This is a genomic window from Pseudovibrio japonicus, from assembly GCF_014651595.1.
Taxonomy (GTDB): domain Bacteria; phylum Pseudomonadota; class Alphaproteobacteria; order Rhizobiales; family Stappiaceae; genus Pseudovibrio; species Pseudovibrio japonicus.
The window spans coordinates 69,342-91,930 of the sequence record NZ_BMXE01000011.1 but is presented as its reverse complement, the minus strand read 5'-3'; the positions used below and the strand labels follow the sequence as shown (position 1 = coordinate 91,930).

General features: G+C 52.2%; 27 protein-coding genes, 1 tRNA gene and 1 riboswitch. Of the genes, 19 read left to right on the top strand and 9 right to left on the bottom strand.

Annotated elements, in window-relative coordinates; genetic code table 11:
- The first annotated feature begins 142 nt into the window (after positions 1-142).
- The 6 genes from IE076_RS21395 (at position 143) to IE076_RS21370 (ending at position 5,855) form a co-directional block, all read left to right on the top strand.
- On the top strand, positions 143-1,192 hold the full coding sequence (locus IE076_RS21395; protein ID WP_189438838.1) for an RluA family pseudouridine synthase: 1,050 nt from the start codon (positions 143-145) through the stop codon (positions 1,190-1,192).
- A 25-nt stretch (positions 1,193-1,217) separates the two neighbouring features.
- The gene (locus IE076_RS21390; RefSeq protein WP_189438837.1) at positions 1,218-1,898 is read left to right on the top strand and encodes an HAD-IA family hydrolase; all 681 of its coding nucleotides are present in this window, start codon (positions 1,218-1,220) and stop codon (positions 1,896-1,898) included.
- Positions 1,898-2,692, top strand: a complete 795-nt coding sequence (locus IE076_RS21385) for an ATP12 family chaperone protein (RefSeq protein WP_189438836.1) — start codon at positions 1,898-1,900, stop codon at positions 2,690-2,692. The genes IE076_RS21390 and IE076_RS21385 overlap by 1 nt, the downstream gene beginning before the upstream one ends.
- A 253-nt stretch (positions 2,693-2,945) precedes the next feature.
- Complete coding sequence (gene bfr / locus IE076_RS21380; protein WP_189438835.1) at positions 2,946-3,431, top strand: bacterioferritin; 486 nt, start codon at positions 2,946-2,948, stop codon at positions 3,429-3,431.
- 233 nt (positions 3,432-3,664) lie between these two features.
- On the top strand, positions 3,665-4,150 hold the full coding sequence (gene bfr / locus IE076_RS21375; RefSeq protein WP_189438834.1) for a bacterioferritin: 486 nt from the start codon (positions 3,665-3,667) through the stop codon (positions 4,148-4,150).
- A gap of 172 nt (positions 4,151-4,322) precedes the next feature.
- On the top strand, positions 4,323-5,855 hold the full coding sequence (locus IE076_RS21370) for an acyl-CoA carboxylase subunit beta (protein WP_189438833.1): 1,533 nt from the start codon (positions 4,323-4,325) through the stop codon (positions 5,853-5,855).
- A gap of 201 nt (positions 5,856-6,056) precedes the next feature.
- On the opposite strand, the gene IE076_RS21365 is transcribed toward IE076_RS21370, so the two are convergent.
- The 3 genes from IE076_RS21365 to IE076_RS21355 form a co-directional block, all read right to left on the bottom strand.
- Entirely contained in the window at positions 6,057-6,356 is a 300-nt protein-coding gene (locus tag IE076_RS21365) for a hypothetical protein (RefSeq protein WP_189438832.1), read from the bottom strand.
- Positions 6,357-6,474: 118 nt separating this feature from the next.
- Complete coding sequence (locus tag IE076_RS21360) at positions 6,475-6,765, bottom strand: hypothetical protein (RefSeq protein ID WP_189438831.1); 291 nt, start codon at positions 6,763-6,765, stop codon at positions 6,475-6,477.
- 122 nt (positions 6,766-6,887) lie between these two features.
- Entirely contained in the window at positions 6,888-7,178 is a 291-nt protein-coding gene (locus tag IE076_RS21355) for a hypothetical protein (protein WP_189438830.1), read from the bottom strand.
- Between the two features lie 362 nt (positions 7,179-7,540).
- Between IE076_RS21355 and IE076_RS22560 the strand changes: the two genes are divergently transcribed.
- The gene (locus IE076_RS22560) at positions 7,541-7,693 is read left to right on the top strand and encodes a hypothetical protein (RefSeq protein ID WP_194539869.1); all 153 of its coding nucleotides are present in this window, start codon (positions 7,541-7,543) and stop codon (positions 7,691-7,693) included.
- On the opposite strand, the gene IE076_RS21350 is transcribed toward IE076_RS22560, so the two are convergent.
- The 3 genes from IE076_RS21350 to folB all read right to left on the bottom strand — a co-directional run bounded on the left by IE076_RS21350 (position 7,690) and on the right by folB (position 8,833).
- Positions 7,690-7,998, bottom strand: coding sequence for a hypothetical protein (locus tag IE076_RS21350; protein WP_189438829.1), 309 nt, complete (start codon positions 7,996-7,998; stop codon positions 7,690-7,692). The two genes, IE076_RS22560 and IE076_RS21350, sit on opposite strands and share 4 nt — an antisense overlap.
- A gap of 17 nt (positions 7,999-8,015) precedes the next feature.
- Positions 8,016-8,315 carry a hypothetical protein gene (locus IE076_RS21345; RefSeq protein WP_189438828.1) on the bottom strand — a complete coding sequence of 100 codons (300 nt, stop codon included), beginning with the start codon at positions 8,313-8,315 and terminating at the stop codon, positions 8,016-8,018.
- 137 nt (positions 8,316-8,452) lie between these two features.
- A complete protein-coding gene (gene folB, locus IE076_RS21340; RefSeq protein WP_189438827.1) occupies positions 8,453-8,833 on the bottom strand; it encodes a dihydroneopterin aldolase in 381 nt (126 codons plus the stop codon).
- Positions 8,834-9,082: 249 nt separating this feature from the next.
- Between folB and accC the strand changes: the two genes are divergently transcribed.
- The 4 genes from accC (at position 9,083) to IE076_RS21320 (ending at position 13,578) form a co-directional block, all read left to right on the top strand.
- Complete coding sequence (accC, locus tag IE076_RS21335) at positions 9,083-11,095, top strand: acetyl-CoA carboxylase biotin carboxylase subunit (RefSeq protein ID WP_189438826.1); 2,013 nt, start codon at positions 9,083-9,085, stop codon at positions 11,093-11,095.
- A 41-nt stretch (positions 11,096-11,136) separates the two neighbouring features.
- On the top strand, positions 11,137-11,793 hold the full coding sequence (locus IE076_RS21330; protein WP_189438825.1) for an HAD hydrolase-like protein: 657 nt from the start codon (positions 11,137-11,139) through the stop codon (positions 11,791-11,793).
- A gap of 24 nt (positions 11,794-11,817) precedes the next feature.
- Positions 11,818-12,240 (top strand): gamma-glutamylcyclotransferase family protein, encoded by a 423-nt coding sequence (locus IE076_RS21325; protein WP_189438824.1) that lies wholly within the window; start codon positions 11,818-11,820, stop codon positions 12,238-12,240.
- A gap of 156 nt (positions 12,241-12,396) precedes the next feature.
- Positions 12,397-12,546: riboswitch (FMN riboswitch) on the top strand.
- A 132-nt stretch (positions 12,547-12,678) separates the two neighbouring features.
- Positions 12,679-13,578: a DMT family transporter gene (locus IE076_RS21320; RefSeq protein ID WP_189438823.1), complete on the top strand. Its 900-nt coding sequence runs from the start codon at positions 12,679-12,681 to the stop codon at positions 13,576-13,578.
- Here IE076_RS21320 and IE076_RS21315 read toward each other — a convergent pair whose 3' ends face one another.
- Positions 13,579-13,776: a hypothetical protein gene (locus tag IE076_RS21315; RefSeq protein ID WP_189438822.1), complete on the bottom strand. Its 198-nt coding sequence runs from the start codon at positions 13,774-13,776 to the stop codon at positions 13,579-13,581.
- 156 nt (positions 13,777-13,932) lie between these two features.
- Here IE076_RS21315 and IE076_RS21310 point away from each other — a divergent pair, with 156 nt between their 5' ends.
- Complete coding sequence (locus IE076_RS21310; protein ID WP_189438821.1) at positions 13,933-14,202, top strand: acylphosphatase; 270 nt, start codon at positions 13,933-13,935, stop codon at positions 14,200-14,202.
- On the opposite strand, the gene lipB is transcribed toward IE076_RS21310, so the two are convergent.
- Positions 14,203-14,940: a lipoyl(octanoyl) transferase LipB gene (lipB, locus tag IE076_RS21305; RefSeq protein ID WP_189438820.1), complete on the bottom strand. Its 738-nt coding sequence runs from the start codon at positions 14,938-14,940 to the stop codon at positions 14,203-14,205.
- 143 nt (positions 14,941-15,083) lie between these two features.
- On the opposite strand from lipB, the gene IE076_RS21300 reads away from it, so the two are divergent.
- The 7 genes from IE076_RS21300 to IE076_RS21270 all read left to right on the top strand — a co-directional run bounded on the left by IE076_RS21300 (position 15,084) and on the right by IE076_RS21270 (position 20,253).
- Positions 15,084-15,350 (top strand): FliM/FliN family flagellar motor switch protein, encoded by a 267-nt coding sequence (locus IE076_RS21300; RefSeq protein WP_189438819.1) that lies wholly within the window; start codon positions 15,084-15,086, stop codon positions 15,348-15,350.
- 179 nt (positions 15,351-15,529) lie between these two features.
- A tRNA-Leu gene (locus IE076_RS21295) sits at positions 15,530-15,616 on the top strand.
- Between the two features lie 329 nt (positions 15,617-15,945).
- Positions 15,946-17,361 (top strand): magnesium transporter, encoded by a 1,416-nt coding sequence (gene mgtE, locus IE076_RS21290; protein ID WP_189438818.1) that lies wholly within the window; start codon positions 15,946-15,948, stop codon positions 17,359-17,361.
- Positions 17,362-17,379: 18 nt separating this feature from the next.
- Entirely contained in the window at positions 17,380-17,805 is a 426-nt protein-coding gene (locus tag IE076_RS21285; protein WP_189438817.1) for a VOC family protein, read from the top strand.
- 120 nt (positions 17,806-17,925) lie between these two features.
- Positions 17,926-18,561: a LysE family translocator gene (locus IE076_RS21280; protein ID WP_189438816.1), complete on the top strand. Its 636-nt coding sequence runs from the start codon at positions 17,926-17,928 to the stop codon at positions 18,559-18,561.
- Between the two features lie 303 nt (positions 18,562-18,864).
- Positions 18,865-19,476 carry a lysophospholipid acyltransferase family protein gene (locus tag IE076_RS21275; RefSeq protein WP_189438815.1) on the top strand — a complete coding sequence of 204 codons (612 nt, stop codon included), beginning with the start codon at positions 18,865-18,867 and terminating at the stop codon, positions 19,474-19,476.
- Between the two features lie 351 nt (positions 19,477-19,827).
- Entirely contained in the window at positions 19,828-20,253 is a 426-nt protein-coding gene (locus IE076_RS21270) for an ACT domain-containing protein (RefSeq protein WP_189438814.1), read from the top strand.
- Here IE076_RS21270 and IE076_RS21265 read toward each other — a convergent pair.
- Positions 20,245-22,341, bottom strand: a complete 2,097-nt coding sequence (locus tag IE076_RS21265) for a putative bifunctional diguanylate cyclase/phosphodiesterase (RefSeq protein WP_209009373.1) — start codon at positions 22,339-22,341, stop codon at positions 20,245-20,247. The two genes, IE076_RS21270 and IE076_RS21265, sit on opposite strands and share 9 nt — an antisense overlap.
- Between the last annotated feature and the right edge of the window lie 248 nt (positions 22,342-22,589).

Genomic DNA, 22,589 nt, shown 5'->3' with positions numbered 1-22,589 from the left:
CTTTTGCGTTTTTACCTGCGGAATCTGTGTGAAAGGCTTGCATGTTGTGGCTCCAGCTGCCAAATGAGCGCCAACGGATTTAATAGGAACGGCTGGCGCACCCTTCGTGCTGCCGCCGCGTTAAAAGTCAGGACCTTCACCCATGAGTGGCTCCCAGAAAAAAGCAGCCCCGCAAAACAATGGTGGCAGCCCCGTCAAGATCGAGATGCGCCGCGTTGATGCAGATGATGCAGGCATGCGTCTTGACCGCTGGTTTAAAGAAAACTTCCCTGAACTTGGCTTTGGCCGCTTGCAGAAATTGCTGCGTACAAAACAGGTTCGTGTGAACGGAAAACGTGCTGAAAGCTCGACCCGGCTGGAAGCAGGGCAAGAGATCCGCATTCCTCCTCTTGGCGTCGAACTTGCAGCTGATGACCGCAAGAACGCCAAGCCTCGTCCGCGCAAGCTTGTTGACAGCGACCGGGAAGCCATCGAGCAGATGATGCTGTTTGAAGATGCGCATGTGATGGTGCTGAACAAGCCAGCCGGCCTTGCCGTGCAGGGCGGTTCTGGCTTGAAGCGTCACGTGGATGGCATGCTCGATGCCTTCACCAACCAGAAGGGTGACAAGCCGCGTCTGGTGCACCGTCTGGACCGCGAGACCTCCGGTATTTTGCTGGTTGCGAAAACCCGCCGGGCAGCTCAGGAGCTGACCAAGGCGTTTCGTCATCGCAACACGCGCAAGATCTATTGGGCGATGGTTGCAGGTGTGCCGAAGCCGCGTCAGGGTCGCATCTCCACCTATCTGGCACGGGACGAAGGCGAAGAGCGTATGCGCGTTGCCCGTCACGGGGATGATGAGGCGCAGCACGCAGTCAGCCTTTACAATGTGGTTGAGCAATCCGGCCAGAAGCTGGCATGGGTATCGCTGAAGCCGGTGACAGGTCGTACGCATCAGCTTCGTGCGCATTCCGCACACATTGGGCATCCGATTATTGGTGATCCAAAATATTTCAATATCCAGAACTGGGAATTGCCAGGCGGTATCCAGAACAAGCTGCACTTGCTGGCGCGCCGGATTGTTATTCCGCACCCATCAGGCAACGGTGTGATTGACGTTTCCGCGCCATTGCCACCGCACATGCAGCAGACATGGAACCTGCTCGGAATGGATGTTAAGGAATATGATCCGGACATAAATGAACCCGAATAAAAACTAGAAAAATGGGCTGACTTCTATGTATCTCATTGTGTTTGACTGCGACGGTACGCTCGCGGATAGCCAAGACAATATTATGATCGGTTTTACGGCGGCTTATCGCTCTGTCGGTCTGCCTGTGCCATCGCGCGATGAGGTTCTTTCTACAGTTGGCCTGACCTTGCATGTGGCCTTTGAGCATTTGTTGGGTCGCAACGACCCTGAGCTGATCGGGAATATGATCAAGGGGTACCAGCAGGTTATCTGGGAAATGCGTGCAAAGGGGCGTGAGTACGATCCGCTCTATGAAGGGGCTTTGGAGGCTCTGCGGGAGCTGTCTGCCCGTGATGATGTGCTGCTTGGTATTGCGACGGGCAAGCATTCCCGTGGTATGAAGCATCTGATTGGTTTGCACGAGCTGGAAGGTGTTTTTACCACCATGCAGACTGCGGATGTGGCGCCTTCCAAGCCCAACCCTGGCATGATTTTCCAGGCGATGAGCGAGACCGGCGCGCACTTAGAAAATACAATTATGATTGGTGATACGACCTTCGATATGCAGATGGCTGCGAATGCAGGCGTAAAATCTGTCGGGGTCACATGGGGTTATCACAGCGCCGAGGACGTGAAGACCGCTGGGGCTACCTATGTTATCGATCAGTTTCATGAACTCATTCCAGTGCTGAGCGAGCACTTCAATTGGAATAAGGAAGTCGCATAATGCGTGACATTTTTGAGCAGATTGCAGATGACATTGCAAAGGGGCCTGTTGATGCTGTTCAGGCTGCACGTGAACATACCAAAGTGAACCTGCCGAAACGCTTCTATGAACGTGTCAGTGTTGAATTGAAGGATGGTGCTTACGCTGTTCTGTTGGATGGTCGCTCTATCAAAACGCCTGCGCGAAACTCATTGGTGTTTAAGGGTGAAGTGATTGCGGAAGCTGTGGCTGCCGAGTGGGAGCTGCAGGAAGAAGAGATTAATCCGGGCACCATGCCACTGACGCGTATTGCCCATTCTGCAATTGATGCAGTTGAAGAGAAGTTCGCGGATGTTGCGGACGAGATCACCCGATATGCAGGGAATGATCACCTTTGTTACCGTGCCGATTCTCCCGCAGAGCTGGTGATGCGACAGAAACAGCAGTGGGATCCGGTTCTGGACTGGGCGGAAGAACTGCTTGGCGGTCGCTTCAAGCTGGTTGAGGGCATCATGCATGTTGCTCAGGATGAGGCAGTGACGTCGGCCTACAGGGCACAGCTGGACAAGTATGATGCGCTGGAGCTTGCTGCGATCCATACGGTGACCTCTGTCTGCGGTTCTGCAGTGCTTGCGTTGGCGTTGGCTGAAAAGGCCTTTGATGCAGAGACGGTCTGGTCTGCGGCTCATGTTGATGAAGACTGGAACATTGAGCAGTGGGGACAGGATGAAGAAGCTGCCCGTATTCGTCGTTTCAAGAATGACGAGTTCAACGCAGCAGCTCTTATTCTGATAGGAGCGCCAGAAGAAACCTAAGAGCACTCACTCTTTTGGGATTATCTGAGAAGCGTGGCCGATGGCTGCGCTTTTTCTTTTTGAGAGCTTCTGAGGATATCATAGAAAGAAATCAAAGGTTTGTAGTATGTGTGCAAGTTGAATTTATTTGCCGTGGTACTATCGAATCTGTTCAACTGTGGATGCTGCAGCGCGGTTGATATCAATCATTCCGTTTAAAACGAATATATCGCCAGATGCGGCCACAATCATAAAAACTAGGGAATTTCCGCTGATGAAACACAATGAAAAAGTAATTGAGCGGCTTAATGAGGCTCTGAAACTGGAGCTTGGAGCTGTCAACCAGTACTGGCTGCACTACCGCCTGCTGGATGACTGGGGTTTTGGCAAACTGGCGCAAAAAGAGCGTGAGGAATCCATTGAAGAGATGGGACATGCTGACAAGCTGATCGAGCGTATTCTCTTCCTCGGCGGCCACCCGAACCTGCAGACGGTTGCACCCCTGAAGATTGGCACCAACCTGCAAGAGGTTCTGGAAGCGGATCTGGCTGGTGAGCGTGAAGCACGTGCGGCTTATGCAAAAAGCCGTGAGATCTGTAATGATGAAGGTGACTACGTCACGATGAAGCTTTTTGATGATCTGCTGGCGGATGAAGAGGGTCACATTGACTTCCTTGAAACCCAGCTTGAGCTTCTTGCTAAAATTGGCGAGCAGAACTATGGCGCGCTCAATGCCAACCCGGCCAACACCGGCGAATAAAGCTGCCAATTTTCTATTTTTGATTTGAGAGAGCCGCCCTTCAGAGGCGGCTCTTTTTTTGCGCTAAAGTTGTTTGTTTCAGGCTAGCAATTCATTAGGAACAATCAAGGAATTGGGTTGGCGGCGAGGGCGGGTGAACTATGTATATATGGTAGCCCCTCGTATGCGTTTTGGTCGTAACGAGTTGTATTTTAACATCGTTCCCAAAGGAGCAGTGCTCGCACTGAAGTCTTATGAAAGCAAAAGATGGTATCATTGAGCGTTTGAACAAAGCCATTTCTATGGAACTCGGAGCAGTCAATCAGTACTGGGTGCATTTCCGGCTTCTTGAGGATTGGGGGTATACCAAACTTGCTAAGAAGGAGCGGGCTGAATCCATTGAGGAAATGCACCATGCGGACCGGTTGGTCGAGAGGGTTGTGTTTCTTGAAGGGCATCCCAATCTGCAACAGATCGCGCCGCTACGTGTTGGCTCCACAGTGAAGGAAGTACTGGAGGCGGATCTGGCTGGAGAGCGTGAAGCCATTGAGTATTACAGCGAATCTCGTGTGTTCTGTGAGCAGAAAGGGGATTTCGTAACAATGGCTCTGTTTGATGCCCTGCTGGCTGATGAAGAGGGGCACTGTGATTACCTCGAGACTCAACTGGAGCTTCTTGAGAGCATTGGTGAAGAAAAGTATGGATTGCTGAATGCCGGCAGTGCGGATGAGGCAGACTGAGTTTGATAGCAGCTGCACCCCGGAATGCTTGATTTTCAAGGGTTATGGGGTGCCGGGGGGATGTGGATTTTCGTTGCACTGCAAGAAACTTCTCAATCCAACGGCTTACTAGTTTTTTTGCGTAGGGGCGTGCTAGGAGATAACTCAGATAGATTGGGAGCTGAGATATCTTATGAAGGAAGTTCTAGCTGAATTAGAAAAAAGACGTGATGAAGCGCAGCTTGGTGGGGGACAGCGCCGCATTGATGCGCAGCACAAACGTGGGAAACTCACAGCACGAGAGCGCATCGAAATTCTGCTAGACGAAGGATCCTTCGAAGAATTCGATATGTTTAAGCAGCATCGCTGTACTGAGTTCGGCATGGAGAAGACCCACTTTCCAGGAGACGGCGTGGTCGCTGGCTGGGGTACGATCAACGGTCGTACGGTTTATCTGTTCTCAAAAGACTTTACCGTGTTTGGTGGCTCGCTGTCTGAGACCCACGCAGAGAAGATTATGAAGATCCAGGATATGGCGCTGCAGAACCGTGCGCCGATCATTGGTATTTTCGATGCGGGTGGTGCCCGTATTCAAGAGGGTGTGGCAGCGCTTGGTGGGTATGGCGAGGTTTTCTGGCGCAATATTCAGGCGTCCGGCGTTATCCCGCAGATCTCCGTGATTATGGGGCCATGTGCTGGTGGTGACGTTTATTCGCCAGCCATGACAGATTTCATCTTCATGGTGCGTGATACCTCCTACATGTTCGTGACTGGTCCTGATGTTGTGAAGACCGTGACCAACGAGACCGTGACGGCTGAAGAGCTGGGCGGCGCGAGCATTCACACCACGAAATCATCTATCGCAGACGGTGCGTTTGACAACGATGTGGAAGCACTGTTGCAGATCCGCCGTTTGGTGGATTATTTGCCGATGAACAATCAGGCGCCTTTGCCAGAGTTGTCGGTCTATGATGATCCGTCCCGTTTGGATGAAAGTCTGGATAGCCTTATCCCGGATAATCCCAATAAGCCTTACGACATGCGTGAACTCATTTTAAAGACCGTTGATGAGCGGGACTTCTTTGAGATTCAGGAGAGCTTTGCCGGAAACATTATTACCGGCTTTGGCCGCATTGAAGGACGTACGGTTGGTATTGTTGGGAACCAGCCAATGGTGCTGGCTGGTGTGCTGGACAGTGATGCGAGCCGCAAAGCAGCGAGGTTCGTTCGTTTCTGTGACTGCTTCAACATTCCGCTGGTTACTTTCGTGGATGTTCCGGGCTTCTTGCCGGGGACTGCGCAGGAATATGGCGGGTTGATCAAACATGGTGCCAAGCTGCTGTTCGCTTATGGGGAGGCGACTGTTCCCAAAATCACTGTGATCACCCGCAAAGCCTATGGCGGTGCATATGACGTGATGAGCTCCAAGCACATTCGTGGTGATGTGAACTATGCATGGCCATCGGCTGAGATTGCTGTGATGGGTGCAAAAGGGGCGGTTGAAATCCTCTATCGCAATGAACTGGACGACCCTGAAAAGATCGCGGAGCGGACCACTGATTATGAAGATCGGTTTGCAAACCCGTTCGTGGCTGCGGAGCGGGGCTATATTGATGAGGTGATCATGCCTCAGTCCACGCGTATGCGTATTTCGCGGGCTCTTGCCATGCTGCGGACTAAGAACCAGCAGATGCCTTGGCGCAAGCACGATAACATTCCGCTCTAATAACAGACGCTTATCTACGCTAAACAAAAAGAAACCCCGGCCTTGCACACAAGGTCGGGGTTTTGTCTATGGGAGTGTTTTCGAGTTTGCTGCGTTCAAATGCTGTCACGCAGCATACTCGCACTTCTTGTTTTTGTAGGTGTGCTGGTCCGGAAGCTGGGCAGCTTGTCTGGGCTACGCAGCTGTTTCGCGCGTTAGATCTTAGTTTTCGTCATCATGCACCACGCAGGTGTAGCCGATGAGGGAGTGGTTGGAGTCCTTGGTTACGACGTAGGCGCGCTGGGTTCTTTCCTGCGGGCCACAGAAAGATGCGTTTGCAACGTAGCGGTCATACAGACCTGAACCTGTTTGCAGAACAACAGCACCTTTGTTCTGTACCAGCGTTTTGACCTGAGAGCCGGAGAGGTCTGCAGTGCTGATGAGAGGAACGTTTGCGGCCTGAGCAACAGAAGCTGCGGATACTAGGCCGAGAACGGATAGGGTCAGAGCGATCTTTTTCATTGTTTTAGCTTTCGATTTTGTATTCTTTATGAGTTTTTGCGGGAAAGGCTGGGGGTAACAGCCTTTCTCTTTTTAAGTGTAGTGATGGGGTTGGTTCTAACCTGGGGTGCCTTAGATATTAGCGTTCGTCGTTGTCTACTACGCAGGTGTAACCGATGAGGGAGCTGTTGGAATCCTTGGTCACGACGTAGGCGCGCTGTGTGTCTTCATGCGGGGCACAGAAAGATGCGTTTGCAACATAGCGATCATAAATGCCTGGGGCGGTGGACAGTACGATTGCGCCTTTGTCCTGCACGAGCGCCTTTGCCTGGGAGGTGGTCAGGTCGCCAGTGTTCACCAGAGCGGCCTGAGCCATGGAAGCAGCGGATACGAGGCCGAGGACGGATAGGGTCAGAGCGATCTTCTTCATTGGTCTTGCTTTCAAATTTTGTAGAGTATGTGTCAGTTTTTTCGGGAAGGGACTGGAGTAAGCCAGTCCCTCCAATACTGTTGATGATGGGGGAGTGCTTCTAACTTGGGGCGGGTTAGGTATTAGCGCTCGTTGTTGTCTACGACACAGGTGTAGCCGATGAGGGAATGGTTGGAGTCCTTGGTCACCACATAAGCGCGTTGTGTATCTTCGTCCGGGGCACAGAAGGAGGCGTTTGCTACATAGCGATCATAGAGGCCTGGGGCGGTAGACAGTACGATTGCACCTTTGTCCTGCACGAGTGCTTTGGCTTGGGAGGAGGTCAGGTCAGCGGTGTTTACCAGTGCGGCCTGAGCCATGGAAGCAGCGGATACGAGGCCGAGGACGGATAGGGTCAGAGCGATCTTTTTCATTGGTTTTACTTTCAGTGTTCGTCGTTTTTCAGAGCGGAAGACCAGATGGAGTAGTCTTCCTGATGGGGTATTGCCGGTCATCGTTATTTTTTACGGCATGTCTTTGCAATTTAGACTGATACAAGGCAGCTCCCTGCCGTCTTATATCTTTTGTTCTCGTAGTTATTGTTTTGTTATAGCAAGTTAATCTGTGTCTTATTATTTTGTTTCTACGATTTATGTGTGTTGTTGTTCGTTGATGATTGTATGTTTACTGGAAAAAATTGAGTAAGATGTGTTTTGGAGCACAAAATTATCTTTTCACAACCTGAAAGTTTAGGTGGTAACGGTTTCGTGTCTTGTTGCTCTTGGGGATTACTTGCATGTCTGTGACAGAGCGCACAATTTTGCATGATGGTGGTGCAAAATGGTGTGTGCAACCATGCTCTGGTAGAGCTGGTGTGAACGAGCTTGTTCTGGAGGCGCGCAGGATGGCCTGCACAAACATGCCCATGCAGGCCCAACAAGGTCCCTAGTCGAAGAAGAACCTATCCCCGCTGTTGCGAGGGGCCGCGCAGGAGTAGCCTATGAAACACTGCGGCACATCGCTGGTCGGAACCCACCGGCTCCTCAGGCGCTCAAAGGAAGCGCAGTACCGGAGCCCGCTCACAAAGCGATCGTAGGTGCGTGGGCCGGTGCTTAAGACAATGCCGCCAGCACGCTGAACGGTTAAGCGGGCTTGGTCGCATGTCATTTGTCGGGTGTCTGGACGGCCCTGCGCGGCAGCTGGTGTTGCAAAGGCCAGCGTGCTGGCAATAATGAGTAAGGTTGAAATCCGCATGGTCGCCTCTGTGTCTGCTAGTTCCGCTGTGTGTGAGGTGCGCAGCGGTATCCGACTTGGCAGGCACGGTCGTCCAGGGTTTGTGTCCACTCGCGGCGGAGAACCTCGCTGCGCTCGCAATACCTTCTATCTTTAACAAAACGCTGATAGGTGCGCTGACCAGTGGTAATCACAACACCACCAAGGTCGGCGACGAGCTGTTTGGCCTGTTCGCAGGTCATGGTTCTGGCATCGGGGCGCCCCTGCGCGTTGGCCGAGGCTACCCACAGGAGTGAAATGAGGCTGCCAACAATTATCGTGGTAGGAGCATTCCGCATCGGGTCCGTTGCCTTACAAAGCAGATGAAAGTTTTGGCCTTAAAGCCGCTGTTTCATAAGTTTAGAAGGCGATCGCGGATCAGGGCGAGTAACATGAAAAGCTTTGGTTAGCTGGTTCTAAATTATATTCGGGTGAATTAACGGGTGTTGGTAGGTCTTGCACGTGTCACTTCCACACCAAAACCACCAGTATGTACCGGCACTGGCGCAGATGGCTTATTAACTTTCACGTTGATTTTGGAGATTCGCTGGTCCATGGCAAAGACCGCCTCGCAGATGGCACCGGCCAGACGCTCCAAAAGGTTGAAACGCGAGTTTGTCACAACATCCTCTACAGTTTTTGCCAGTGTGCCGTAGCAGATGGTGTCTTCGTAGTTGTCAGAGGTGGTTGCCTTTTCAAAATCTGCCCAGCAGGTCAGGTCGATGATAAAGCGTTGACCCAATTTGGCTTCTTCTTCATGCAGGCCGTGGAATGCAAAGAATGATAAGCCTTCCAAAAATATCTTGTTTTCATTCATTGTTTCGCTCCTGAGGAATTCTTTGATGGTTTAAACTGTGTTGCCAGAGGTCGCGGCGAAACACAATGCACTTGATTGGAAAATGCCCTGCGTGCGCGTGATAAAGAGACCTTATTCCAGAATTGGATGATATCTGTTACGTTGAGGAAAGTGCATGTTTCTTCGCCCTATTGTGAGGTTGCGGAAGCGCGGCCAGGTGCCTACAACCCTGCACTGTAAATAAAGAAGGTGTGTATGTGGGATGGGCGCATGTTTTCAAAGATTCTGATCGCAAACCGTGGTGAAATCGCTTGCCGTGTAATAAAAACGGCGAGATCGATGGGGATCAAAACGGTTGCTGTTTACTCCGATGCGGACCTCGATGCGCTTCATGTGGAGATGGCTGATGAGGCCGTTCACATTGGGGAGCCGGCTGCAGCAAAATCATACCTTGTGATCGACAAGATTATCGAAGCGTGCAAGCAGACTGGTGCAGAAGCTGTGCATCCGGGCTATGGGTTCCTTTCCGAGCGCGCAGAGTTCTGTGAGCGCCTGAAGCAGGAAGGCATTGTCTTTATCGGCCCTAATCCAAAAGCGATCGAGGTGATGGGAGACAAGATCACCTCCAAACGCTTTGCATCTGAAGCCGAAGTTTCTACGGTTCCAGGCTATATGGGGCTGATTGAGAGCCCTGAGGATGCCAAGCGCATCGCTTCCCAGATTGGTTATCCGGTGATGATCAAGGCCTCCGCTGGCGGTGGCGGTAAAGGTATGCGCATCGCTTGGAACGACGAAGAAGCCATGGATGGCTTTGAACGTGCAAAATCCGAAGCAATCAGCTCTTTCGGTGATGACCGCATCTTCATCGAGAAGTTTATTGAGAACCCGCGCCATATCGAAATTCAGGTGATGGGTGATAAACACGGTAATGCAATCTATCTGGGCGAGCGCGAGTGTTCTATTCAGCGCCGTAACCAGAAGGTGATTGAAGAAGCTCCATCCCCATTGCTGGATGAGGAAACGCGGCGCAAGATGGGAGAGCAGGCTGTAGCTCTTGCCAAGGCAGTGGATTACGACAGTGCTGGTACAGTTGAGTTTGTGGCGGGGCAGGACAAGAGTTTCTACTTCCTTGAAATGAACACCCGCCTGCAGGTGGAGCATCCGGTTACAGAGCTGATCACCGGTGTTGATCTTGTTGAGCAGATGATCCGTGTTGCTGCGGGGGAAGAGCTTTCCATCAAGCAGGATGAGGTCAAGCTGAATGGATGGTCTGTTGAGAGCCGCATTTACGCAGAAGATCCATACCGCAACTTCCTGCCATCCATTGGTCGTCTGACACGCTACCGCCCGCCTGTTGAAGGTGATCACGGTGGTTTCGTTGTGCGTAACGACACTGGCGTGGTGGAAGGTTCCGAGATCTCCATGTTCTACGACCCGATGATCGCCAAGCTGGTGACTTATGCGCCGACCCGTGCAGAAGCGATTGAAGGCATGAGCACAGCACTGGATGAATTTCAGGTGGATGGCATCCAGCACAACGTGCCGTTCCTTGCCTCGCTGATGAAGCACCCGCGCTGGCGGTCCGGCCAATTGTCGACCAGCTTTATTGACGACGAATATCCTGACGGTTTTGAGCCAGCTACTCCAGATGAAGAAGCGCGTAATGTGCTGGCGTCGGTTGCGCTTTCCATGCATCTGATTGAGCGTGAGCGTCTTGACCATTTGCCGGGTCGTCTGCGTCCGCATCATGGTGGTGTGCGCCGTGAATGGGGTGTTCTGATCAATGGTGAGAAACTGGATGCGGAACTAATTGAGGGCATGGCAGTTACTCCGCTTGATATTGATGTTTGCGTTGACGGTGGCCTGCACGCTCGGATTGCCTCTGACTGGGTTCCCGGTGACATGCTGTGGAAAGGTCATGTGGCAGAGAGGCCTGTGAGTGTGCAGGTGCGTCCTATCGAGAATGGCTACCAACTGGACTGGCAGGGGTATTCGGTCGTTGCCAAGGTGATGACGCCGCGCAATGCTGAACTTGCTGCGTTGATGCCTGAGAAGGTTGCTCCAGATACATCCAGCTTGTTGCTTTGCCCGATGCCGGGTCTTGTTGTTTCTCTTAATGTGGAAGAGGGGCAGGAAGTGAAGGCTGGGGAGCAGCTGGCGGTTGTTGAAGCCATGAAAATGGAAAATGTGCTTCGGGCCGAGCGCGATTGTGTGATAAGCGCTATCAAGGCTGCTCCGGGTGACAGTCTGGCCGTTGATGCCATTATCATGGAATTTGAATAAGGAGTTGGCGCGAAGCCAATTCCTGAGGTGAGGATTTGGCTTTGCGCACTCTGCTTTTTGATCTTGATGGAACGCTGACTGACCCTTTTGTCGGCATTGTAACAAGTGTTCAGCATGCACTTGAAAAGCTTGGCCGCGATGTTCCTCCGGCTGAAGAACTCGCCTTTGTTATCGGGCCTCCACTCACAGAAACGTATCGCCAGCTTCTGAACACAGAAGATGAAGCGCTGATTTATGAGGGAATCCGCCTTTATCGTGAGCGCTTTACCACTGTAGGACTTTATGAGAACGAGCGCTATGACGGGATCATTGAGGTCTTGCAGGCGGCAAAGGATCGTGGGGACCGCTTGTTTGTGTGCACCTCGAAGGCATGGGTGTATGCGGAGAAGATCGTTGCCCATTTTGAGATGGATGACTTCTTCGAGAAAACCTATGGCTGCGAGCTCGATATGACCCGTAGCAATAAAGTGGACCTACTGGCTTATCTGCTTGAACAGGAAAAGCTGGATGCCTCGCAGTGCATCATGATCGGGGATCGCAAGCACGACATTATTGCTGCGAAGAAAAACGGTGTCCGGTCGATCGGTGTGCTTTGGGGCTATGGCTCTGAAGAAGAGTTTGCCGAATGTGGCACTGATACCGTGGTTGGCTCGCGTGAAGAGCTTGGTGAACACCTTGCTGACAGTCTGGTTGCCTGATTTTCCTTGTAGTGAGTTGAACTGATGCCAATTTACTTTTCTTATGGCCGCTTGATGAACCCAACAATCATGACAAGCCGGTGTCCAAGCGCCAAAGCGCTTGGGCCGGCCTCTATGGATGGATACCGATTTATCGTGACCTCTGAGGGTGTGCCTTCCATGGTGAAAGCGCCAGGGAAGCGTGTGCATGGTGTGCTGTGGGATTGTCGGATCGGCGAGGTTGCTGTGGTTGACGGGGCTGAGGCGCTGTTTCGCAAAGGGGTGGATAAGGTCTTTCTTCCGGTTCGCAGTGGCAGGCAGAATAAGTCTGCCATTATCTATGTGAGCCGGACTGCCCGCATAGGCAAACCCCATGCAAAAGCGTGGGAGGGTGTGCTGGCGGCGGCGGAGCACTGGGACTTTCCTGAGACCTACCGCGACGAATTACGTCAATGGGACTTGCGGTAGGGCTATAAGATCTGAAGCGCTGGGCGGTGATCTACTCCATAGTTTCGTGGCAACGCCCAGCTGGCACCCTGTTGATAAGTGGGTTTTCAGTTAGACTGAAAGACAGCTCGCAATTTTCTGAGAATCTGTTAGAAAACAAGTCTCCCGATTGTGGGAGCTAATTCTCAGGGCGGGGTGAAATTCCCTACCGGTGGTGATGGGCCTTAGAGCCACAAGTCCGCGAGCGCCTTCTTTGCAAGGGAAGGGTCAGCAGATCCGGTGTGATCCCGGAACCGACGGTTATAGTCCGGATGAAAGAGAATGTGGGTGGGGAGTGTTCTGCGGAGCCTTTTTTGCCTGCGCGTCCTGATTCAATGAAACTTGGCGGTTTTCCGTCCTTTGGATCAGAAAGAATTTTATGAATAATCTGTTTTTGAATAATGACTTAGAGGTGCGTGCATGAGTGTATCACGTAGCTCTACCCGCGCGTCTGCAGCCGTAATTGGTGCAAGCTGGATGGTGTTTGCCGGTGCAGCGTTTGCTGTGACCAACTCTGCCATGCAGTATCTGACAATGGTGCAGGGGCTTAGCTCCACGAGCGCGACCTTCTGGCAATATCTCATCTCGTTGATTGCCATGCTGCCGGTAATCTGGCGGATTGGCGTTGGCGGTTTACGTACAGAGCAGCTGGCACTGCATGTGTTCCGCGTCTTTTTGGCTGCGCTGGGCGTTCAGTTCTGGGTGGCGGGTCTCGCGAATGGTGTGCCGATCTGGCAGGCGATTGCGCTGTTGATGACTTCGCCGTTCTTCGTAACCATTGGTGCGGCGTTCTTTCTGGGTGAAAAGGCGAGTAGCCAGCGCTGGATGGCGACAGCTGTCGGCTTTGTTGGTGGCATGATTATCCTGAGCCCATGGGACGATGCTTTCCAGCTGGTTGCCTTCCTGCCAATTATCGCGGCCCTGTTGTGGGGTAGCTCCATTTTGTGCATGAAGAAGCTGGAAGAAACGGAGAGTCCACAGTCGGTTACGCTTTATCTGCTTCTGCTACTGACGCCTGTTAATCTGGTGCTCGCTTTGTTGGCACCGGGTGGCCTTGTTATGCCTGTGGGCATGAACATGTGGTGGCTGCTTATTCTTGCGGGGCTTTTGGGCGCCATTGCGCAGGGCTCGCTGGCGATGGCCTATGAGAAGGTCGATGCGGCTTACCTTCAGCCGTTTGATCACCTCAAGCTGCCGCTCAATGTGTTGTGCGGGTTTCTTGTCTTTGCCTGGGTGCCTCCGGGCAACTTGTGGCTTGGGGCTGCGCTGATTATAGGCGCCTCACTTTACAGTGTGCATGTAGAGCGCAAGCAGAGCTAATTACAAAGCCCGGCCAAAGATGCCGGGCTTTTTCATTGCGTTGTGCCAGAAATAAGTGGTGCCTTTTTCATAGTTAGCTGTTTCGGTTACCTCCTTGAACTGGCTTCCAAATTTGCATTTTGAAATGGCCCGAGCTGGTGGAGATGCGGTGATTGCCGAGAAAGAAAGAGCAGTCAGGCGGGATTTGAGAAAATTCATAAAGTCTCTTCTAAAGGTCTACCTATTAGATATGGGAATTGATGTTTCTTAGTAGGCTTGCAATCTAAGGCTGCAGCTGGACCTGGGCGTATGCAAAGGTCATCGGCTGAGATAAAGAGCTTTGTTTGCGGGGCCAAAATGCACCGGGAGAGACCGATGAAAACCACACACTTTTCCATCACCGGATTGGTGCAGGGTGTTGGCTATCGTGCGTGGCTTTATAAGAAGGCCGGAATGCTGGGTGTTTCCGGTTGGTGTAAGAACAATGCCGACGGGTCTGTGGAAGCGGTTGTTACCGGTGAACCGGAAAAGGTCGATGCATTGTTGATGGCGGCCCAACAAGGGCCAGCCTGTGCAGAAGTTGACTCGATCAGACTGTTGGAAGACGTCCCCGAGGAGAAGGGGGCGTTCCGCATCGAGTACTAGTTATTCGCTGTGGCCTGTTTGCGCCAACGTGGACGAGTCCACGGAAACTGTGGCGCCGAAGATCTCTTCGAACTGCTGACGCAAAATGATATCAACCTCAGGCATGGTCAGTGGCAGGCCCAGATCAACGAAGCTGGTGACGCCATGCTTTTGCACGCCGCAGGGGACAATTCCAGTGAAGTGCTCAAGGTCCGGGTCCACGTTCAATGAGATGCCGTGGAAGGTTACCCACTTGCGCAGGCGGATTCCGATGGCTGCGATCTTGTCTTCTACACCTTCGCCTTTTTCCGGACGCTGAACCCAAACACCGACACGATCTTCCCGTCGTTCACCGCGTACGTGGTGTTGCCATAGGGTGTCGATGAGCCACTGTTCAAGGGCTGCTACAAACGCACGGACGTCTTGCTGGCGCCGCTTCAAATCGAGCATAACATAAGCAACACGTTGTCCCGGACCGTGATATGTATACTGCCCTCCGCGGCCTGTTTCATACACGGGGAACCGATCTTTCGCGATCAGGTCAGCGGGATCTGCACTTGTGCCTGCTGTATAAAGTGGGGGATGCTCTAAAAGCCAGACGCGTTCGGCAGCTTCGCCAGTAGCGATGGCGGCGACGCGCTCTTCCATTTCCTTTTGCGCAACCTCATAGGGGATGGGTTCGTCGTCTATGACCCACTCAACAGGCGGAGAACCTTCCAAGGGTAAGAAGTCTGTTTTGAGGGTTTGACGATCTGCCATGTTGTTATCCCAAAATGATCTGCGGATTTCGGTTAGTTGGTTTGCCCTAATGAGATGTAAGCGTCTACACTAAAAATAACAGGGCACCAACTCACAGAGTAGGGGGAGGTGCAATTTATTCCCGCGAAGAGAGGAGGGCAGAGATGAACAGGTTTGATGATATCTCCGTCGATATTTCGGTGGTGCTGGGAAAATCTGAAATGCCGGTGCATCAATTGTTGCGCATGGGGCGTGGGGCGGTGATTGAGCTGGACACCCACGAAGCTGATGATGTGAAGATTATGGCAAACAATACACCGGTGGCTGAAGGGCAGGTGACGGTGGTTGGCGATAAAGTTGGTATTGTCATCACAAAGGTTTTGCAGCGTGCTGTGGATATGCGGCCTGTAAACATGGAAGATCGCATCTGAAATATCGCGTGCAGTGGATAAGTGCCCGTTCAAAAGAGGTTTTTTCGATTTTTTTGTTCTGCGCTGTGAATTTTCGAAAAAGGCACTTGCGCAGGTTCGAGGGGTTGGCTATATCACCGCTCACCGGCCGACGGGGCGAGGCAAACAAGCCAGACACTCCGGAGGCAAGCCAAGGTTTTGCGGCCGTGGCGGAATTGGTAGACGCGCAGCGTTGAGGTCGCTGTGGGGTAACACCCGTGGAAGTTCGAGTCTTCTCGGCCGCACCAAAAGCCCCGAGCTCTTTATTGAGCCGGGGTTTTTTGCTTTCTAACCCTCTGTTTTTCTTCGAGTAAAAAACCCACAGCCTTGCTGCTCGCATGAGAATTGTTGGTTTTGCGTTGAAATGTAATTCTTTGCGCTGAATTGCGTTTTTTCCGGGTTTTATGCGTTCAAATGGAAATCGTGAATTCTCCGTAAAAGGATTGCACGGTCTGCGAAGCTCGCTATAAACACAAACCTGTGTACAGGGACCCTGGTACCTTGGGCCTGTCAATTTTCAGCAATCTCGAAGGACGATGCTCACGTCAAGCATTTGACTCAGCCTAGTGGAGGTCTCGTGACCCAATCGGAAAATCCCGGTGCGCTTCACACTGCGCCCCCTCCACCGAATGTTCGAGATGCAAGCGGACACCTTGATGCCGATTTTGTTGCGCGTGTTGAAACTGCGGTTGAAGTGCGCGACGGGGCTGCTGCGTGTGGGCTGGCGGGCAATCTGCATGAAGCGGACATGGGTGACCTGTTGGAGATGCTGCGCGAGGATGATCGTGTCGTTCTGATCCAGCTTCTTGGTGAAGAGTTTGATTTTGCCGCTTTGACCGAAACCGAAGAAACTGTGCGTGCGCAGGTTCTGGATGCATTGCCGGATGGGGATGTTGCGGAGGGGATTGGCGAGCTTGAATCCGATGATGCGGTTTATCTGCTTGAGGACATGGAGCAGGAAGAGCAGGAGAAGATCCTTGCTCAGCTGCCCAATGTGGATCAGGTCAATATTAAGCGCGCACTTGAGTTCCCCGAAGATTCTGCCGGGCGTCTTGTTCAGACCGATTTCATTGCTGTGCCGCCGTTCTGGACGGTAGGGCAGGTGATTGACCATTTGCGCAGCTCCGAGGATCTTCCCGACAGCTTCTACGAGATTTACGTGGTCGATCCGAGCTTTCGTTTGCAGGGTGCTGTGGCGCTGGATCGGTTGCTGCGAGCGAAGCGTTCCCAAAAAATCTCCAAGATCATGGAGGAGAGCCGGCATTCTGTTGTTGTGACGGATGACAAGGAAGACGTGGCGCGCCTGTTTGAACGTTACAATCTGGTTTCGGTTGCTGTGACTGACGCGTCTGAGCGCTTGGTCGGTATTGTGACCGTTGATGATATTGTTGACGTCATTCAGGAAGAGGCTGAAGAAGACATGCTGGCAATGGCTGGTGTGGGTGATGAGGAAATCTCTGACAGTGTGCTGGAGATTGCCAAGTCGCGTATGTCCTGGCTATCGGTGAATGTGTTTACCGCCATTTTTTCTGCCTTCGTGATTTCGCTATTTTCCAGCACCATTGAGCGCATGGTGGCTCTGGCTGTGTTGATGCCGATTGTGGCGTCCATGGGCGGGAACTCCGGGACGCAGACGATGGCTGTCACGGTGCGCGCGATTGCTACTCAGGAACTGAACAGACGTAATATTTTGCGGGTTCTGCGACGTGAGTTGCTGGTGGGAATGATCAATGGTGTGGGGCTTGGAATTCTGATTGGCGCGATCGCAGGGGGATGGTTCCTTAACCCAGAACTTGGGGTGGTTATCGGCAGCGCAGTTCTGATTAACTCGATCTGCGCCGGTCTGTTTGGTTTGCTGGTTCCCATGGGCTTAGAGAAAATTGGAGCGGATCCCGCTATCGCTTCTTCAGTCTTTGTAACCACCATTACGGACGTTGTTGGCTTCTTTACATTTTTGTTCCTGGCTGCGTGGTGGTTCGGTTTGCCATACTAGCCTGAAGGGAGGTTAGGAATGGGTGCTCCGCTTATCAATGGAATTGTGGAAACGGCTGTTTACGTTGATGATTTTGATGTGGCACATCACTTTTACGGCGATATCTTAGGGCTGGAAAGGGTTGTGGAAGGCGAGCGCATGCATGGGTACATTGCAGGCCCGCGCCAGATGTTGCTTGTGTTTAAACGGGGGGCGTGCCGGGATGATGTGCACAGCCCGTATGGATTGGTGCCGGGGCACAGTACAGAAGGACCTTCTCACTTTGCGTTCGCTATTTCCAGAAGTGCACTCATTGATTGGCGGGAGTACTTTGAGGACAAAAATGTGCCGGTAACTAGTGAGGTGTGCTGGCCGCAAGGGGGCGTGAGCCTGTTCTTCAATGACCCGTTTGGCAATGTGCTTGAACTGGCGACGCCCGGTTTGTGGCCGAACTATCAGGACTAGACATATCTTGGTCCCTATTTTTTAGAAACCGAGCTCCCTGGATTGGTCCTTTCAATTAAGTAGTTCCTACTAAATAATGCCACTTTACGGGGGTGATTCCGAAGATATTGGGGGCGAGACATGACATTTGAAACTTGGGCACTATTTGCTTTGACCATAACCGTGGCGTCAATATCTCCAGGTCCAAATGTCCTAATTGTCATAGTGAACACATTAAAGTTCGGAGCTAAAGGCGCTCTTTTTACGATCGTCGGTAATCTGGTATGCCTTTTTTGTGTGGCGCTTCTCGCTGCTATCGGGGTAGGCACAATGATACAAATGACCCCGATCGCTTTCACGATTATGAAGCTGGTTGGAGGCAGTTATCTCGCTTGGATGGGGTTTAAAATAATACGCTCATCCTTTTCACAGCAGACTGCTTTATCCATTGAACACTTTACCTGTGAGAACTCTGTTCCAGCTTCATATGTGCTGGCTTTTCAGGCATTTCTGGTTTCCGCTAGTAATCCAAAATCTATTCTATTTTTGACAGCGGTATTTCCGCAATTTTTGGATCTAAATGCGCCAATTACATCCCAATTTTCCATTATGTTTGCGACGATAATTGGCCTAGTTTTAATCATTCATGGAGCTTATGCCGTTTTGGCTACCAATTTGCGCAACCGCCCGATGAGCAAAAAACTAAGAAACTGGATGGCCCGTTTCACAGGGACCACGTTTATTGGGTTGGGCGCAAGTGTCGCACTTTCGAAGTAACCATCTTAAGTAGCAGATATCTTAAATTGTTACTTATAGTTGAGTATAGCCCGTTCTCCTTAGAATTTTTGTATTGATGATTTGCGACAGTCCAACAAAGGGGGATTGAGAATGAGTACCTGCAAGGCCGAAATACCGAATGCGGCAACAGTGCCCCCCAAAAGCCTTGTAATTTTTTTTCTTAAACGCGTTGCTCTTGTTTTATATGGCCCACTGCTCTTCCTATTCGTTGCACTTGCCCCTCAGATCTGTGGCCACAGAAAGGGATTTCGAGGTTGGTATTGGCGGATGATGTGTCGATTGATGAGACTTGCTCTGTGGAGTTTGGACATTAGGGTCGATATCGATGAAACCAGCCTCGGGCGACTGGCCACGGACGAGGGGAGCCTTATCGTTATGAACCATAAGAGTCATCTTGATGTCCCTGCTCTCATGTCTGTTCTGCCACCTCAGAAGTGGATTACATTTGGTGCAAAAGTCGAGCTGTCGCGATTGCCATTCTTTAAACGGGCATTTCAGTGTGCGGGCATTCTTTTGATTGATCGATCAAAAGGAAGCCGCACGCTGTCCCATCTTATCGACGCCTATCGTTCCTCGGACCCACGACTGTCGCTCGCCCTCTTCGCCGAAGGCACCCGTGTGCCAGGTGCGAACCTCGGCCCTTTCAAGCCTGGAGCTGTGGCCATTGCCCGTCGCTTGGAGCGGTCTATTCTGCCGATCTGCATTTTCGGTAGCGGTGCGCTGTTGCCAAAACACAGTGGCGTTCCAAAGCCAGGTGTTATTCACATTCGAGTGCTGGAAAAATATGAATGCGTTCCAGACCTTCCGGTCGGAGCTCAACTGGAGAAGTTGCAGCATTATATGGCACATTACTATCTTGAAAGTACTTCTGAGGACGAACACAGAGCTCGTTGATGTCAACTGGACTGTGAAGCCTATTGCCCAAGCGAACCGCTAGCAGAACCAGCTACAAGAACCGCTGGCGCAATCGCAGTCATGCAGACGATAATGGAAGTTCATTAGAGCCTACACACCAAGTCCATAAATGGAGGGGTTGTGGATCTGCCCGATCAGGTTTGTCGCGCTAGCTGGCAGGTCGGGAGTTGCGCTTGAAACTTATTTCTTTTCCGGGCAAGGCCGCTTAGTTTATGAGTGAATGTTGCCTGCAGTTTTGTGGGTTATTCGCACGATATTTCAACAGGATATACCAACCCTTTCGACATCTGAGAAGTGCAGTAGGGGGTTATAAATGGGGAGCCTTTGGCTATGACATCGCACGGCGGAACGGATTTGCAAGTGCTGCGTGCCTCCATGGAGGCGTCTCTTTCCGAAGAGAGCTTTGTATTCTCCACCTTTCCAACTGGGGGAATGGATGAGGTGACCGAGTTCTCACCTCTTGGATTGTTTTGGGAGAATGAAGGGCTGACGGCCATTCTTTCCGTTGAAAATGCAGGGAAGGCGGGTGTTGAGACGCAGCCGTGTTTCCGGCGTATCTCGCTTGCGGTTCACAGCTCGCTTGAGGCGGTTGGGCTGACGGCTGCGCTCTCCAAGGCGCTGGCGGAGGCAGGAATCTCCGCCAATGTTGTGGCCGCGTACTATCACGACCACATTTTTGTGCCGGAGGACAAAGCCGAGGCTGCTCTGGATGCGTTGATCGAGCTTAGCCGCTCTGCGCAGGCTAGCCTAGACTAACGCGCCAAGCTGCGGGGCTGGTTTTGGTGGAGGGGCAGCCAATATGTGCTGGCCTTTGAGCAGACACTCGAATGCATCGGAGGAGACGGCAGGGGAATACAGGTACCCCTGATATTCGTGGCACTGTAGCTTCTGGATCTGTCGGAGCTGCTCTTTTGTCTCGATGCCTTCTGCCACCAGTGTCAGGTTCAGGAGGCGCCCCATCTGTACAATCATTTGCACGATTGGCCAGCGCTTGGTGTCTGCGATGAAGGAGCGGTCGATTTTGAGTGCGGTGACCGGATAGCGTTGCAGGTAGCCCAGATTTGAGTATCCGGTGCCGAAGTCATCAATCTCCAGCGTAAAGCCCAGATCGCGCAGGACGTTGAGTTCTTTCAGCGTTTCATTAGCGTCGCTGAGAAGTGCGCTTTCGGTAATCTCCAAGCGGATTGAGCTGGCGGAGGCACCGGTTTCCAGCAGGATGCGGTGTAAGCGCTGGGATATGCGTCCGTGGCGGAACTGGGCTGGGGACAGGTTGATGGAAATGGCGATGTCGTAGCCGGCATTTGCCCATTTCTTTTGTTGCAGCATGGCTTCGCGGGCGACCCAGTTACCAATCTCATCAATCATGCCGGCTTCTTCGGCAATTTCGATAAAGCTGCCAGCGGATACTAGGCCGCGGGTGGGGTGGTGCCAGCGCAACAGGCCTTCGGCGCCAATGATGCGATTGCTTGCTGCGGAAATGCGCGGCTGGTAGTGGACGGCCAGTTCCTTATTGCGCAGGGCCTGGCGCAATGCGTTTTCCAGACTGAGGCGCTCTTCTGCTTCTCGTGACATGGAAATATTGAAGAAGCAGATGCGGTTGCGGCCCAGTTCTTTGGCCTTATACATGGCAAGGTCAGCCTTGCGCATGAGCGTATCCATATCAACGCCGTGTTCGGGGTAAGTGCAAACGCCAATGGATGGGGTGACCTGCAGCATGTGTCCGCGCACTTTGCACGGTTGGGACAGGGCTGTTCTGATCTCGCGGCTGATATCGTCGAGCAGGTCGAAATCCGCGAAGTTGGTGATGAGCACAACGAATTCGTCACCGCCGAGACGGGCGACAAAGCCGAGACCGTCGACGACCTCTTTGAGGCGCTTGGCGATGATGACGAGAAGATCGTCGCCAACAAGATGGCCAAGGGTGTCGTTGATTGTTTTAAAGCGGTCAAGATCGATGAAAATGAGGGCGCCGGGATTGCCTGTGAGGCGGGTTTCGTCCAGATGGCGCTCTGCTTCGATCTCAAGGAATGTTCTGTTGGCAAGACCGGTCAGCGTGTCATGGTGTGCCAGATAGCGTACTTCGTGTTCAGCCTTGAGGCATTGTGTAACGTCTGAGGCGGAAAGTAGAATTGCCGGGTTGCCGGAAAAGGGATCATGCCCGCTGCGGGCGTTGAGGTTGAACCACCGTTCTCCTTGCGTCGTTTTCATGAGCGCGACGATATTCGCCTCTCCTGATACGCGCAGTTCCTCCATCAAGCTGTTAAAGTCGCGGGGATTGCACATGCGCTTGATCAGGTCATCGGTGCCATCAGGGCGGTTTGTGCGGCTTGCGGGGTTTTCGAAGATGAGTTTTCCGTTCTCATCAAACATGGCGATTATGGAGGTGGTGTAGAGTAAGACCTGTGCGCTGCGCACCTGTTCAGGCTTGCTGCGAACCTCCGGAATCATCTGGACCAGAAGCGCTGGATTACCTGTATTCAGGGACTGGGGGGAGACGGAGCAGAAGACTGTGACCGGTTGCTTATCTGCAATGACCGTGATGCATTTGGTGATTGGGCCTTCTTCTTTTGCCTGCTGCAGGTATGTCCGCAGTTTGTCACCAACGGCTGGATCATCAAAGGGGGCAGGGAGGGTGGTCTGGAAGCCTCCGGTGGGGTCAATGCACTGTTGCAGAGTGAGCCCCAGAAAGGAAAGACCTGCAGGATTTGCCCAGACAAGCTTGGTCTGGCTGATGTCAACAACGTACATGGGCGTGTCAACGCGCGCGAACGCACTCTGGTCCCCTTCCGGGACAGGCGAGTTGTAATGGACGTTGGCATCCAGCGTTTCAGTAAAACCAGTCAAACCCGAAAATCCCTTTGTGCTGTGTTCAGGACTAGACACCATCCCCTTCGTGTCTATATCAGCTATAAGTGGATCGTTATTTTTACGGAGTATGAGAGTTGCAAGGTTATTAAAACGTTATTCCTTTGCTTTTAGTTTGGAATAATGGTTCTGAGACCGGGCGAACGACTTAATTTCGCGTGGAGAAACGGCGGCATTTGAATTGCCTATCAAAAGTGTAGGGAGAACACCCTCTTTTTCCTAGGGAA

What these genes read in the sequence shown, in the direction of transcription:
- IE076_RS21395 (WP_189438838.1), top strand. Translation starts at nt 143, where the DNA reads ATGAGTGGCTCCCAGAAAAAAGCAGCCCCGCAAAACAATGGTGGCAGC.
- IE076_RS21390 (WP_189438837.1), top strand. Translation starts at nt 1,218, where the DNA reads ATGTATCTCATTGTGTTTGACTGCGACGGTACGCTCGCGGATAGCCAA.
- IE076_RS21385 (WP_189438836.1), top strand. Translation starts at nt 1,898, where the DNA reads ATGCGTGACATTTTTGAGCAGATTGCAGATGACATTGCAAAGGGGCCT.
- bfr (WP_189438835.1), top strand. Translation starts at nt 2,946, where the DNA reads ATGAAACACAATGAAAAAGTAATTGAGCGGCTTAATGAGGCTCTGAAA.
- bfr (WP_189438834.1), top strand. Translation starts at nt 3,665, where the DNA reads ATGAAAGCAAAAGATGGTATCATTGAGCGTTTGAACAAAGCCATTTCT.
- IE076_RS21370 (WP_189438833.1), top strand. Translation starts at nt 4,323, where the DNA reads ATGAAGGAAGTTCTAGCTGAATTAGAAAAAAGACGTGATGAAGCGCAG.
- IE076_RS21365 (WP_189438832.1), bottom strand. Translation starts at nt 6,356, where the DNA reads ATGAAAAAGATCGCTCTGACCCTATCCGTTCTCGGCCTAGTATCCGCA.
- IE076_RS21360 (WP_189438831.1), bottom strand. Translation starts at nt 6,765, where the DNA reads ATGAAGAAGATCGCTCTGACCCTATCCGTCCTCGGCCTCGTATCCGCT.
- IE076_RS21355 (WP_189438830.1), bottom strand. Translation starts at nt 7,178, where the DNA reads ATGAAAAAGATCGCTCTGACCCTATCCGTCCTCGGCCTCGTATCCGCT.
- IE076_RS22560 (WP_194539869.1), top strand. Translation starts at nt 7,541, where the DNA reads ATGTCTGTGACAGAGCGCACAATTTTGCATGATGGTGGTGCAAAATGG.
- IE076_RS21350 (WP_189438829.1), bottom strand. Translation starts at nt 7,998, where the DNA reads ATGCGGATTTCAACCTTACTCATTATTGCCAGCACGCTGGCCTTTGCA.
- IE076_RS21345 (WP_189438828.1), bottom strand. Translation starts at nt 8,315, where the DNA reads ATGCGGAATGCTCCTACCACGATAATTGTTGGCAGCCTCATTTCACTC.
- folB (WP_189438827.1), bottom strand. Translation starts at nt 8,833, where the DNA reads ATGAATGAAAACAAGATATTTTTGGAAGGCTTATCATTCTTTGCATTC.
- accC (WP_189438826.1), top strand. Translation starts at nt 9,083, where the DNA reads ATGTTTTCAAAGATTCTGATCGCAAACCGTGGTGAAATCGCTTGCCGT.
- IE076_RS21325 (WP_189438824.1), top strand. Translation starts at nt 11,818, where the DNA reads ATGCCAATTTACTTTTCTTATGGCCGCTTGATGAACCCAACAATCATG.
- IE076_RS21320 (WP_189438823.1), top strand. Translation starts at nt 12,679, where the DNA reads ATGAGTGTATCACGTAGCTCTACCCGCGCGTCTGCAGCCGTAATTGGT.
- IE076_RS21315 (WP_189438822.1), bottom strand. Translation starts at nt 13,776, where the DNA reads ATGAATTTTCTCAAATCCCGCCTGACTGCTCTTTCTTTCTCGGCAATC.
- IE076_RS21310 (WP_189438821.1), top strand. Translation starts at nt 13,933, where the DNA reads ATGAAAACCACACACTTTTCCATCACCGGATTGGTGCAGGGTGTTGGC.
- lipB (WP_189438820.1), bottom strand. Translation starts at nt 14,940, where the DNA reads ATGGCAGATCGTCAAACCCTCAAAACAGACTTCTTACCCTTGGAAGGT.
- IE076_RS21300 (WP_189438819.1), top strand. Translation starts at nt 15,084, where the DNA reads ATGAACAGGTTTGATGATATCTCCGTCGATATTTCGGTGGTGCTGGGA.
- IE076_RS21285 (WP_189438817.1), top strand. Translation starts at nt 17,380, where the DNA reads ATGGGTGCTCCGCTTATCAATGGAATTGTGGAAACGGCTGTTTACGTT.
- IE076_RS21280 (WP_189438816.1), top strand. Translation starts at nt 17,926, where the DNA reads ATGACATTTGAAACTTGGGCACTATTTGCTTTGACCATAACCGTGGCG.
- IE076_RS21275 (WP_189438815.1), top strand. Translation starts at nt 18,865, where the DNA reads ATGAGACTTGCTCTGTGGAGTTTGGACATTAGGGTCGATATCGATGAA.
- IE076_RS21270 (WP_189438814.1), top strand. Translation starts at nt 19,828, where the DNA reads ATGACATCGCACGGCGGAACGGATTTGCAAGTGCTGCGTGCCTCCATG.